The sequence below is a fragment of the Flavobacterium sp. genome (assembly GCF_017985075.1).
GTDB lineage: Bacteria > Bacteroidota > Bacteroidia > Flavobacteriales > Flavobacteriaceae > Flavobacterium.
On sequence record NZ_JAGNYF010000060.1, the window covers coordinates 1 to 11104 of the forward strand.

Consider the following 11104-nt stretch of genomic DNA (forward strand, 5'->3'; position numbering starts at 1 on the left):
GGCATCTCCTTGAATTGCTTGTTGTGAGGCATCTCTTGAAAGGGTATACCCGTTAAGTTTATACACCATTTGTGTAAAACCGGAACAATCAATTCCAAAAGGTGTTTTTCCACCCCATAAATAAGGGGCGTTTAAATATAAATAAGCTGTTTTAAGGATATTTTCTTTTGATTTTATGCCACATTCCTTTTGACCTTCAAATTGAAAATTAGACGTATTTATTTCATCAATGTCTAAAAAGTTTAAGGAACTTCCTAAAGGAATAGGCATTAATTGGTTGGTTTCATAAGAAATAAAATCAATTAATTCCCCATTTAATACAGTTTCCGATTTTTCTAAAATAAGGTATTGGTTTTCGGTAATTTTTTGAAATTGTTTGGTATCAATCCAACCTTCATAAGTATCGAATGTAGTTTGTATTTTCGTCCACTTAGGTGTAGATTCCATAATCTTGAATGTGTCACCAAATAGCAATTGTGAAACCATTTCGCTTTTATCGCTAGCTTCACTTCGTATGGGTACAATTCCTAAATTACAAATTCCAAACATGCCGTTATAATTTATGCTCTTTCAATAACAATTGCAGAAGCACCACCACCACCATTACAGATAGCTGCAGCACCAATTTTTGCATTGTTTTGCTCAAGTACATTAATTAATGTTACGATAATTCTTGCACCAGAACACCCTAATGGATGCCCTAATGAAACAGCACCTCCATTAACATTTATTTTATCATTATCTAATCCTAAAATTTTAGCATTTGCCAAACCTACAACAGAAAAAGCTTCATTAAACTCAAAAAAGTCAACATCTGAAAGGGTTATTCCAGCTTTGTCTAATGCTTTTGGTAATGCTTTTGCAGGCGCTGTTGTAAACCATTTAGGCTCCTGTGCCGCATCTGCGTATGATTTAATGAATGCTAAAGGTTTTAAACCTAATTCATTTGCTTTTTCTTCACTCATTAATACCAATGCAGCAGCCCCATCATTAATTGTTGAAGCATTTGCCGCAGTAACCGTTCCATCTTTAGTGAAAACCGCAGCTAAAGTAGGTATACGATCTAATTTTACATTAGTGTATTCTTCGTCTTTAGAAACTATTATTGGATCTCCTTTTCTTTGAGGTACTTCTACAGGAACAATTTCGGTATCAAATTTACCAGCATCCCAAGCATTTGCTGAACGTGTATAAGATTGTATAGCAAAATTATCTTGTTCTTCACGAGAAATAGCATATTCTGTAGCACATAAATCTGCAGAAACACCCATAGCATTTCCATCATAAGCATCAATAAGTCCATCTTTTTGCATACCATCAACAAAAGTTGTAGGACCAAACTTTACGCCATTTCTTAAATGTGCATAATGTGGAATTAAACTCATGTTTTCCATACCACCAGCTACAATAATTTCTGCATCTCCAGCCATAATTGCTTGAGCGCCTTGCATTACTGCTTTCATTCCAGAAGCACAAACTTTATTTATAGTGGTACATATTACTTCATTAGATAATCCAGCAAATAATGCAGCCTGACGCGCTGGTGCTTGACCATTTCCAGCTTGAACTACATTACCCATTATTACTTCATCAACTAAAGAAGGGTTTAAATTTATTTTATTTAAAGCTCCTTTGATTGCTGCTGCTCCTAATTTAGTTGCAGGTACACTTGATAATGCGCCCATGAAACTTCCAATTGGAGTTCTAACAGCCGATACGATAACTACTTTTTTGCTCATTTTATTTCTATTTAGTTCTGCGAAAGTAACAAAATTTTACCAAATTTTAAACAATTTATTGCTTTTTTATAGAGAAAAACATGACCTAAATATGCAATTTTTAAATATAGTTTTTGATATTTATTTATGTATGATGTTGATATTTAGCAGGTTTGTTTTAAATTTAAAAATTATACTATTTTTTAATTGGAAATAAAAGAATGTTATCCTATATTTGCAACCGCAAAAAAGGATAATTCTTTGCGGAATTAATAGGAGAGGTGCCGGAGTGGTAACGGAGCAGATTGCTAATCTGTCGACGGGTGACTGTCGCCAGGGTTCGAGTCCCTGTCTCTCCGCTTTTTTCGGGGTGTAGCGTAGCCCGGTTATCGCGCCTGCTTTGGGAGCAGGAGGCCGCAGGTTCGAATCCTGCCACCCCGACAACATTTGGTTGTCAAATGCATAAAAAATTTAGGTTGCGTAGCTCAGCTGGATAGAGCAACTCACTTCTAATGAGTAGGTCCCAGGTTCGAATCCTGGCGCGATCACAAAAAAACCTCGATAGAAATATCGAGGTTTTTTTATTCTACTTCTGGAAAATCTCTATACGCATAATAGTGCAACACTTCTTCTAAAGCCATTTGTAATGCTCTGTTAATGTGTACATAAACATTTCCTAAACGAAAATCTATCTGAGATAAATTCATATAATAATCTGTAAAAATTGGAACAGCTAACCCATTATTAATGGCTTCGTTTGCGGCGTTATAATTATTAGTTTGCTCGTCTTTTATGATAGAACATGTGGCCAAACGTAATTGTGCAAATTTATCTCTGGTGGCACCATATCCAAATAATCTGCAGACTAAACCTCGGTATTTATAGGTTGTACAACTTCCTAAATATAAATTTGTTTCTGATGTTTGACTATAATTATAACAAATAGGGTTGGAGTGATTATTGAGCTTTTCTAGAGTATTTTCTGCTTCGCCAATTTTAAACAAGTGAAAAGCCCAAGGTAAAAATTCTAATGGAGAAGCTTCCATCGTGGGATTGGTACAACATTTTCCACAACCTGCGTTGCAGATTAAATGAGTTTTAGAGGTAAAAGTAGTTAATTCGGTTTCTAATTTATCGAATAACAATTCAATCTCTTGCACTTTTCTTTCAATTGACATTCTTTTTTTTGGCGAATTTACGTTTTAAAAAAGAATTGTCAAATCAATACACAGCAATAATGTAATGAATGTTAAGCAATATTTTTAAATCCATTCGGCAAAGGTCGATATGCATAATATTGAAGCACTTCTTCAATAGCGTATTTTAACGCTTGATTAATTGGTAAAATAATATTTCCTAAATGAAAATCTATTTGGGATAAATTCATATAATAGTCTGTAAATATTGGAACCAGAAGTCCTTTATTTATTGAATTTGTTGAATTATTGAAGTTTTCTTCTTGCTCGTTTTTTATTATTTTGCAAGTTGCCAATCGTAATTGTCCATATTTATCTTTTGTAGCGCCGTATCCGAATAATCTACAAATTAATCCACGATAAGGATAATTACTACAACTTCCGTTTACTTTATCTAACAAAGTCAAAGGATTATATATATGGCAAATTGTGGAAGTTTTTATTTCTAATTCGGCAAGAATTTTTTCTGCATCACCATTTAAAAAAATATGAAACGCCCAAGGTAAAAATTCTAATGGCGAGGCTTCAATGTCTAATTTAGTGCAACATTTACCACAACCTGCATTACAATGCAACTTAGTTTCTTTTTGAAATGTGTTTATTTCAACATCTAACTGACTAAACAAATGTTCAACAGCAGCAACCTTTATTTCAATGGACATGTTTTTTTACGAATGTACGCTTTAATATGACTAAACTTGGTTTAAGTTGGGTTTATTTCAAAAAGAAAAAATCCCTAACTACAAAGTAATTAGGGATTTGATACAATAAATTAAAACTAAATTAGTTCACAATAATTTTTTTAGTCAAATTTCCTTTTTCAGCGGTAATTTTTAAAAAATAAAATCCTTGTTGTAAATTGTTTAATTTAAATGTGTTTTGATTAAAAATAGGACTAACAATTTCTTTTACAATTTGCCCATTGATATTTACTAAAGTTAATTTAGTGATTGATTCTTCTGTATTAATTTCAATTTCATTAGAATTTGTTGGGTTTGGAAATACCTGAACTGCTGAATCTGATATGAAACTTTGAGATGATAAAAACACTGTTGGCCATCTATTTTCAGCCGCAGGTCCTCCCCAAATAACAGTTGCTAAATAAGGATTATCTATAAATGGATTTCTATTTCCTTGTGCAAACGTATTAGTAGTATTTCCATGGTATGTATTTCTATTATCTTCATAAAGAGAAACAGGATCTTCCGCATTCCACTGCAAAAATAATTGAATCATATTCGTATCAGTAGAAACAGTTGCACCCGTACCAACATTAATTGGTAAACATTGTGAAGGATATCTTAAATACATATACATCATCATTCTAGCGACATCACCTTTCCATTCATTTCCTGGATACCAACCGCCTGTTACAGTTCCTGAATTACCAGTGCCAGCTGCGAATTTTAAATTTCCTCTATTCCCATTTCTATCTACATCGCAAGATCTTAAATGATGTGCATCTTCCCCAGCATCACTTTCAGCAGAAGTCAACGCGCCATCAACTAAAGCTGGTGTTCCTAATGATTTCGCATATACATGTTCACGGTTCCATTCGCAAGAATTTGCACCTCCATTACTCATGCTATTTCTTTCTCTATGGTCATTATCATCTGATGTAGAAGTTGGACAAGTTGTAGAACTGAATCCATATAATAACAGTACATTATTTGAATTTGTTGGATTAGCGTCTGTAGCTTGAATTGCATTCCAATCTTGAGAATAAGTTAGAAAATTAGTATGTGTGGTTGTAATTTTTGTCGCTAAAGCATTTTTTAAATTCATGCCTGTTAGCGTCCAATTCATTCCATTATAATATGGGTTTGCAGGCAGACCAGCTTGACCAAAGCCAAATTGTGTAATTAATAATAGTAATAGTAGTTTTGTTTTCATAATTTATGGGGGATTAATTATTTCGAGTTAACAAAGCCATATAAAATCCGTCATATCCAGATTCGTGAGCTAGAACTTTTTTATCTTGAACGAAAGTAAAGTTTTTTCCAATTTCTGTAGTTAAGAATTTTTTTACTTGTTCTTGGTTTTCAGAAGGTAGTACGCTACATGTAGCATATACTAATTTTCCTCCAGGTTTTACAATAGGAGCGTAGCTTTCTAAAACTTCTGCTTGAACTTTACGAATATTGTCTATAAATTCGGGTTTTAATTTCCATTTTGCATCTGGATTTCTTTTTAATACGCCCAAGCCACTGCAAGGTGCATCTATAAGTACTCTATCGGCTTGACCGTGAAGTTTTTTTATCACTTTAGTAGTGTCAATTACGCGGTATTCAATATTATGAATTCCATTTCGTTTGGCACGAATTTTTAATTGTTTTAGTTTGCTTTCATACAAATCCATAGCAATAATTTGCCCTTTGTTTTGCATTAAACAAGCCATGTGTAATGTTTTTCCTCCTGCACCTGCACAAGTATCAACCACACGCATTCCAGGTTGAATATCTAACATATGAGCCACCATTTGAGAAGAGGCATCTTGTACTTCGAACAAACCATTTTTAAAAATGTCTGTCATAAATACGTTGGCTCTTTCCTCTAATTCTAAAGCTTCAGGATAATCAGGAAGTACTTTTGTATGAATATCTAATTGAAGTAATTCTTGTTTTAAAGCTTCTTTTGTTGTTCTGATGGTATTGGTACGTAAAATTACTTTTGCAGGTTCGTTTTGAGCCGTAATTTCTTTAGACCAAACCACTTCACCTAATTCCTTAACACCTATTTCATCCATCCAATCAGGAATAGATTCTTTGAACTTTCTATCTTTTGATAATTCATCAAATTTCCCTTTAATTCTTCTTACTGGTGTTCCTTCAAAATATTTCCAATCTGGTAATGTATATCCTTTTAAAGTAGCCCAAACCGCAAACATTCTCCAAATACTATCTCTGTCAAATGGTTCTTTTTTAATTTCAGCTATTTCAGCATAAAGTCGTTTCCATCTAACAATATCATAAATGGTTTCTGCTACGAATTTTCTATCACTGCTTCCCCATCTTTTATCTAACTTTAATGCTCTGGCAACTACTTTATCAGCATATTCGCCTTCGTTAAAAATTGCCATTAAGGCGTCTATTACTGCAAAACTTATGTTTCTGTGAAATCTCATGTATTATGTATAAAAATGCTTGCAAATATAGGAATTAAAAACAAAAAACCTTTGATTTACACTATAAATAGCTCGTTTTAAACTAATAAATTTCTAAAAATATAGATATTTAAAGTCCGTCATTTTTTGAATAATTGTATATTAGCCTAAAATAAGTAGTTTATGAAATATTTATCCTTGTTTGTGTTTTTTGTTTTTTTATCCTGTAAATCAACATTTAAAGTTTTAGAAAGAAAAGATATTATTTTAGATTCTCTTTCTATTCGAGCTATTTACCCTACGATTAATGGAGTTTGGTTTGGAGGTACAAATAGTAAAGCAGGATTTATAAGTTTCCAAAACGAAGCTGAAACTAAAATCGTAAAATTACAGAAAGAAATTACAGATTTTAGAAGTATGGCCTATGCGAATAGTAGCATATATGTTTTAAATGCAGGAACTCCAGCAAATATGTACACATTAAATACTTTTGGAAATAGTGCTGCTTCAAATTTAGTTTATTCTGAAACTGGAGAAAAAGTATTTTATGATAGTATGTTTATAGATGCAAAAACAGGATTAGGAATAGTTATTGGAGATCCAACAAAAGATTGCTTATCTGTGCTTTTAACAGAAAATTCAGGGAAAACTTGGCAGAAAATATCCTGTGATTTATTACCAAAAATAGTTGAAGGAGAGGCAGCTTTTGCGGCAAGCGATACAAATGTAAAAATTGTTGATGGCGTTATTTATATTATTTCTGGAGGAACAAAATCCAGGTTATTTATGAGTGAAGACAAAGGCAGTACTTGGCAAGTTTTTGAGACACCTATAATTCAAGGTAAAGCGATGACGGGTGCATTTTCTATGGATTTTTACAACAAAAGAAAAGGAATTATTGTGGGTGGAAATTACGAAAATCAGAAAGATAATTCTATCAATAAGGCAATAACCAAAGATGGTGGTAAAACTTGGAAAATTGTGTCAAAAGATAAAGCTTTTGGATATGCCTCTTGTGTGCAATTCAAACCGAATAGTCGTGGTAAAGTAGTATATACTTGTGGAACATCAGGTGTTTATTATTCTACTAATTTTGGAGAAAATTGGACAAAAATTTTAGATGACACGGATTTTTACACACTTCGTTTCAGTGGAAAAAACAACATTTATTTAGCTGGGAAAAACAAAGTAACTAAAATAAAAATAAGCCATTAAAAATGGCTTATTAATTATCTATTTATCGTCTTGGAGGAGGTGGTGGATGATTGCCCTTACGTCCTTTTAGTTTTTCTAAAATTTTTCTGTGAAATTCGTGCTCTAAACGCTCAAGTACTACAACTTTTTCTGCAGTGATAATTGGAATTAATTCTGCACGCATTTTCTTTTTTAACAGCATTACCTCAGATTCAATGGCTTCGGCTTCTTCTATTTTTTTTAATGCATCTTCATCAGAACTATTTCTTTTGTCTAATCGAAGTTTCATTTGCGATTCTTTTAAAGCCATTATTTTGTCGTCATATTTATTATAAACAGGCCAAAATTTTTCTGCTTCTTCTGAAGTAAGCGCCAATTTTTGAGAAATGAAAGCAATTTTTAATGATTTTATTTTATCCTTTCTTTCTTGTAGCATTTCTTTTCTATCGGCAAGTAATTCTTCTCTTTTTTCAATTAATTGCGCGCTACGTTTTTCTATTTCTGCTTTTTTTTGCTCTGAATTTTCTTGTGCTTGATTGTTCAAACTAAAAATAAATGCAAGTAGTATTATTAATTTTTTCATTTTATTTTTTATTTAATTAATATTGTTTAAATTATTGTAAATCAATTCGTTTTCTAATTCAATTAATTCTTTATCATCTAACATAGAACCTACTTCATATACACTTAATTCTTCGGAATGTAATTGTAAATAACTCATCTCAACGAGTTCATTATTTTTTATTTCTGCTGAATGATATAGCATAGGAGAAATAATAGTTAGTAATAAAACTGCAGCAATTCCGCTTACTTTATATAACGTGTGTTTTAAACTAACAACTTTAGCTTCTGTATAATTAATTCTTGCTAACAATTTTGCTTCGTTTTTAACAAAAAAATCTTCAGGCACAATAAAACCTGTAGATTTAGGAAGCGATTGCGTAATTACTTCACCATTTATTTTTTCGAATAATTCGTTTGAAAATGCTTCGAAATAATTAGATGGAATAGTAAATCCTTTTGTAATTTTATTATTTTCTAATTCTGTTTTCATTATTTATTTAGACTACTTTTATTATAAATGGTTTAATTGTTTTTTAAATATTCTTCAATTTTTTTTACTGCGTGATGATAGTTGGCTTTTAAACCTCCTACTGAAGTATCTAAAATTTCACTAATATTTTCATATTTCATATCTTCAAAATACTTCATTTTAAAAACCAATTGTTGTTTTTCAGGTAAAATAGCAATAGCTTTTTGAAGTTTTATTTGAATTTCATTTCCTTCAAAATACACATCTGATTCTAAATTCAATATTGCCTTTTGCTGTACTTCTACATTAGAAATTCCTTGCTTTTTTGCTCGTTGCTCAATAAAAGTAAGCGATTCGTTTGTGGCAATTCGATACATCCAAGAATACAATTTACTTTCGCCTTTAAAATTACCAATATTTGAAAACACTTTTATGAACGTATTTTGAAGCACATCATCCGTATCATCGTGATTTAAAACGATATTTCGGATATGATAATATAAAGGTTTTTGATAGCATTGTACCAATTCTTTAAACGCTTCATTTTGCGTTTTGGTTTGAATTAATCTTGCTATAAAATTTTTTTCGTCTTGCAATGGAATCTAAATTTAATATTTGACTAAAGTTACGTAAAAAGGTTTAATTACCATTTAATTTTTTAATTTCGCAAGAAAACAAAAAAGATGTTACAAACAGTGATTTTTGATATGGATGGTGTAATTGTGGATACAGAGCCCGTACATAATTATGCTTATTATCAACATTTTAAAGAATTAGAAATAGAAGTTTCTGCAGAAATGTTTGCGACTTTTACGGGTAATTCTACTAAAAATGTATTTGAAAAAATTAAAAATCATTTCGGAATAGAGAATGATATTGACAGTTTAGTACAAAAAAAACGAAGTTTGTTTAATGATGCTTTCGATACCAAAGAAGACTTGTTTTTATTAGAAGGGGTGGAGGAATTAATAAAACAATTGCATCAAAATGGCATTCAATTAATTTTAGCATCTTCTTCGTCTAAAGTAACTATAAATCGTGTTTTTAACCGATTTAAATTACATACTTATTTTTCACATATTGTTTCTGGTGAAGATTTTCCGCAATCTAAACCCAATCCAGATATTTTTTTAGAAGCTGTAAGGTTATCAAAGTCTAATAAAGAAAATTGTATAGTAATTGAAGACAGTACCAACGGAATAAAAGCCGCCCACGCAGCTGGAGTTTTTTGTGTAGGTTACAGAAGTGTTAATTCCAAAAAACAAGATTACAGTTTGGCAAATTTAGTTATTGACAGGTTTGAAGATTTAGATTTCAGCACCATTTTGAAATAAATTACCCAACGGCTTCCTTGTACACGCGTAAACATTTTTCTCTTGCTTCTTTATGGTCAACAATTGGATTTGGATACTGTAGTGTTTCCAATTCAGGAACCCATTTTTTGATGTATTTTAGTTCTTTATCAAATTTTTTAATTTGTTCTGTAGGATTGAAAATTCTAAAATACGGTGCCGCATCAACTCCTGAACCTGCTGCCCATTGCCAATTTCCAACATTACTGGCTTGTTCATAATCTAATAATTTAGAAGCAAAATAGGTTTCGCCCCAACGCCAATCAATTAATAAATGTTTGCATAAAAAACTGGCAACCACCATTCGTACGCGATTGTGCATATGCCCAGTAGCATTTAATTCTCTTATACCAGCATCTACCATTGGATAACCGGTTTTTCCTTCACACCAATTTTTAAATAATTTCTCATCATTTACCCATTTTATTTCATCGTATTTGGGTTTGAAACTTTTGGTTTGAGTATGAGGAAAATGCCATAAAATTTGCATAAAAAATTCGCGCCAAATTAATTCTTTTAAGAAAGTCTCATTTTCGAATTTTAAAGCGTGTTGCACTAATTTTCTAATGCTAATAGTTCCAAATCTTAAATGAATGCCAACTAATGAAGTTCCATTTTTTAATGCAGGAAAATTTCTTGTAGCTTCATATTCAGAAATTAATTTTTCAGAAATTGTATACTCGGGAAGTGCAATTTTAGTTGTCTCAAAACCAATATCTGCTAAGGATAAAAAAGGGTAGGAATGCGAAGTAATATTTTTTAATAACGTTTCTGAAGGATAATTTACAAGTTTAGTTTCCTTTAATTTTGCTTTCCACTTATTTGAAAACGGGGTATAAACTACATAAGGTAAACCATCATCTTTAGTGATTTCAGACTTTTCGAAAATTACTTGATCTTTGCAGGTTTTAAATTCAACTTTATTTTCTTTGAATACTTCATTTAACGCGACATCTCTTTTTCTGGCATACGGCTCATAATCGTGATTGGTATAAACCGATTTTATTTGGTTATCTTTAATAAGTTTTTCAAATACATCAATTGGTTTTCCATAAAAAACGGCAAGTGATTTATTAATCTTTCCAAGTTCGACGTTTATTTTTTCCAGCTGATTATGAATGAAAGTTACACGCGCATCATTTTTTTCAAGATGTTGCAAAATGGTTTCGTCAAAAATAAAAATAGGCAAAACGGTTTCATTGTCTTGTAAAGCATAAAACAATGCAGTATTGTCTTCTAAACGTAAATCTCTTCTAAACCAAAAAATTGTCATATTATTTAAATTCTCCAAAAAGTTCAATTAATTTTTTTCTTCTGTATTCAAAAATCTCATCTAATTTTGGTTTTACAATAAAAGGATGTACCAATTTCCCAAGAATTCCCATTGGAACTTTATAATCGATAATATCTTCCATTTCTACGCCACCAGGGATTTCTTTAATAAAATGTTTATGATGCCATAACGCATAAGGTCCAAATCGTTGCTCATCTACAAAATATTCTCCTTC

The 11104-nt window shown here is 31.5% G+C and carries 13 protein-coding genes and 3 tRNA genes; 5 read left to right on the plus strand and 11 right to left on the minus strand.

All coding sequences use genetic code 11. From position 1 onward, the window contains the following. A partial coding sequence (locus tag KA468_RS09330; RefSeq protein WP_291242673.1) for an NlpC/P60 family protein occupies positions 1-549 on the minus strand: 549 nt, incomplete at its 3' end. An 11-nt stretch (positions 550-560) separates the two neighbouring features. Further along, the gene (locus KA468_RS09335; RefSeq protein ID WP_291242674.1) at positions 561-1739 is read right to left on the minus strand and encodes an acetyl-CoA C-acyltransferase; all 1179 of its coding nucleotides are present in this window, start codon (positions 1737-1739) and stop codon (positions 561-563) included. Between the two features lie 254 nt (positions 1740-1993). On the opposite strand from KA468_RS09335, the gene KA468_RS09340 reads away from it, so the two are divergent. From KA468_RS09340 to KA468_RS09350, 3 genes are all read left to right on the plus strand, one after another. Next, a tRNA-Ser gene (locus KA468_RS09340) sits at positions 1994-2077 on the plus strand. A 7-nt stretch (positions 2078-2084) separates the two neighbouring features. After that, positions 2085-2159 (plus strand) — tRNA-Pro (locus tag KA468_RS09345). A 33-nt stretch (positions 2160-2192) separates the two neighbouring features. Next, positions 2193-2266: transfer RNA gene (locus KA468_RS09350), tRNA-Arg, on the plus strand. A 33-nt stretch (positions 2267-2299) separates the two neighbouring features. Here KA468_RS09350 and KA468_RS09355 read toward each other — a convergent pair. From KA468_RS09355 to KA468_RS09370, 4 genes are all read right to left on the minus strand, one after another. Then, positions 2300-2896 (minus strand): YkgJ family cysteine cluster protein, encoded by a 597-nt coding sequence (locus tag KA468_RS09355; RefSeq protein ID WP_291242675.1) that lies wholly within the window; start codon positions 2894-2896, stop codon positions 2300-2302. Positions 2897-2967: 71 nt separating this feature from the next. Further along, on the minus strand, positions 2968-3576 hold the full coding sequence (locus KA468_RS09360) for a YkgJ family cysteine cluster protein (protein WP_291242676.1): 609 nt from the start codon (positions 3574-3576) through the stop codon (positions 2968-2970). 121 nt (positions 3577-3697) lie between these two features. Beyond that, positions 3698-4807, minus strand: a complete 1110-nt coding sequence (locus tag KA468_RS09365) for an endonuclease (protein ID WP_291242677.1) — start codon at positions 4805-4807, stop codon at positions 3698-3700. 13 nt (positions 4808-4820) lie between these two features. Further along, entirely contained in the window at positions 4821-6038 is a 1218-nt protein-coding gene (locus KA468_RS09370) for a methyltransferase domain-containing protein (RefSeq protein ID WP_291242678.1), read from the minus strand. A gap of 162 nt (positions 6039-6200) precedes the next feature. Between KA468_RS09370 and KA468_RS09375 the strand changes: the two genes are divergently transcribed. Next, the gene (locus KA468_RS09375; RefSeq protein WP_291242679.1) at positions 6201-7232 is read left to right on the plus strand and encodes an oxidoreductase; all 1032 of its coding nucleotides are present in this window, start codon (positions 6201-6203) and stop codon (positions 7230-7232) included. A 22-nt stretch (positions 7233-7254) separates the two neighbouring features. On the opposite strand, the gene KA468_RS09380 is transcribed toward KA468_RS09375, so the two are convergent. The 3 genes from KA468_RS09380 to KA468_RS09390 are packed head-to-tail and all read right to left on the minus strand — an operon-like array spanning position 7255 to position 8840. After that, a complete protein-coding gene (locus KA468_RS09380; RefSeq protein WP_291242680.1) occupies positions 7255-7794 on the minus strand; it encodes a hypothetical protein in 540 nt (179 codons plus the stop codon). A gap of 12 nt (positions 7795-7806) precedes the next feature. Further along, positions 7807-8265 carry a hypothetical protein gene (locus KA468_RS09385; RefSeq protein ID WP_291242681.1) on the minus strand — a complete coding sequence of 153 codons (459 nt, stop codon included), beginning with the start codon at positions 8263-8265 and terminating at the stop codon, positions 7807-7809. 32 nt (positions 8266-8297) lie between these two features. Continuing rightward, positions 8298-8840, minus strand: coding sequence for a sigma-70 family RNA polymerase sigma factor (locus KA468_RS09390; RefSeq protein WP_291242682.1), 543 nt, complete (start codon positions 8838-8840; stop codon positions 8298-8300). A gap of 87 nt (positions 8841-8927) precedes the next feature. On the opposite strand from KA468_RS09390, the gene KA468_RS09395 reads away from it, so the two are divergent. Continuing rightward, positions 8928-9578, plus strand: coding sequence for an HAD family phosphatase (locus KA468_RS09395; RefSeq protein ID WP_291242683.1), 651 nt, complete (start codon positions 8928-8930; stop codon positions 9576-9578). A gap of 1 nt (position 9579) precedes the next feature. On the opposite strand, the gene KA468_RS09400 is transcribed toward KA468_RS09395, so the two are convergent. After that, positions 9580-10869, minus strand: a complete 1290-nt coding sequence (locus KA468_RS09400; RefSeq protein ID WP_291242684.1) for a deoxyribodipyrimidine photo-lyase — start codon at positions 10867-10869, stop codon at positions 9580-9582. Between the two features lies 1 nt (position 10870). After that, a partial coding sequence (locus KA468_RS09405) for an SRPBCC family protein (RefSeq protein ID WP_291242685.1) occupies positions 10871-11104 on the minus strand: 234 nt, incomplete at its 5' end.

Coding starts and splice junctions, on each gene's coding strand:
- KA468_RS09365 (WP_291242677.1), bottom strand. CDS start 4,807: ATGAAAACAAAACTACTATTACTATTATTAATTACACAATTTGGCTTT.
- KA468_RS09395 (WP_291242683.1), top strand. CDS start 8,928: ATGTTACAAACAGTGATTTTTGATATGGATGGTGTAATTGTGGATACA.
- KA468_RS09335 (WP_291242674.1), bottom strand. CDS start 1,739: ATGAGCAAAAAAGTAGTTATCGTATCGGCTGTTAGAACTCCAATTGGA.
- KA468_RS09375 (WP_291242679.1), top strand. CDS start 6,201: ATGAAATATTTATCCTTGTTTGTGTTTTTTGTTTTTTTATCCTGTAAA.
- KA468_RS09400 (WP_291242684.1), bottom strand. CDS start 10,869: ATGACAATTTTTTGGTTTAGAAGAGATTTACGTTTAGAAGACAATACT.
- KA468_RS09355 (WP_291242675.1), bottom strand. CDS start 2,896: ATGTCAATTGAAAGAAAAGTGCAAGAGATTGAATTGTTATTCGATAAA.
- KA468_RS09380 (WP_291242680.1), bottom strand. CDS start 7,794: ATGAAAAAATTAATAATACTACTTGCATTTATTTTTAGTTTGAACAAT.
- KA468_RS09370 (WP_291242678.1), bottom strand. CDS start 6,038: ATGAGATTTCACAGAAACATAAGTTTTGCAGTAATAGACGCCTTAATG.
- KA468_RS09360 (WP_291242676.1), bottom strand. CDS start 3,576: ATGTCCATTGAAATAAAGGTTGCTGCTGTTGAACATTTGTTTAGTCAG.
- KA468_RS09385 (WP_291242681.1), bottom strand. CDS start 8,265: ATGAAAACAGAATTAGAAAATAATAAAATTACAAAAGGATTTACTATT.